Origin of the sequence: Citrobacter sp. TBCS-14 (assembly GCF_005280805.1) — a bacterium.
GTDB lineage: Bacteria > Pseudomonadota > Gammaproteobacteria > Enterobacterales > Enterobacteriaceae > Citrobacter > Citrobacter gillenii.
In genome coordinates, this window is record NZ_SZWM01000442.1 from 1 (window position 1) to 435 (window position 435).

At 57.7% G+C, this 435-nt stretch carries 1 pseudogene; it reads right to left on the reverse strand.

Annotated features, from left to right (window positions below):
- Positions 1-435 (reverse strand): annotated as a pseudogene (locus FDX22_RS15975) (hypothetical protein); the annotation flags it as partial.

The window sequence follows — 435 nt, forward strand, 5'->3', positions numbered from 1 at the left end:
GAGCGTATCGTGAGCGGCAAGTTTCTGCGCTGGCGTAACGGCCTGAATAATCGCCGCGTAGTTCTCCGTCGCCAGCCACAGGTTCAGTTGCAGATCGCGCCATAGCGGCAATTTTTGGCTCTGCTCAAACACCGGTTTGCTGGCATCGAGCTGCGCCTGGGTCAGCGTGGGTTTACTGTTGTTATCCAGACGCAGCGCGCGCAGCAGTTCGATATAGCTGACATGCGGCGCATCGGGGAATGCTTCTACCACGGACTGTTCGTAGAACGCCATACCGTAGACATTATCGTATTCGATGACAATTTCACGCAGTTGCCGAGCGTCAGCCGACTGCTGGAGCGTCTGCTCATACAACCCGGCCAGCTGCGGCCACGCCTGTAAATACCAGTTGATGCGACGCAGCATACCGCGCGCGGAGTCGGCATACAGGCCTTG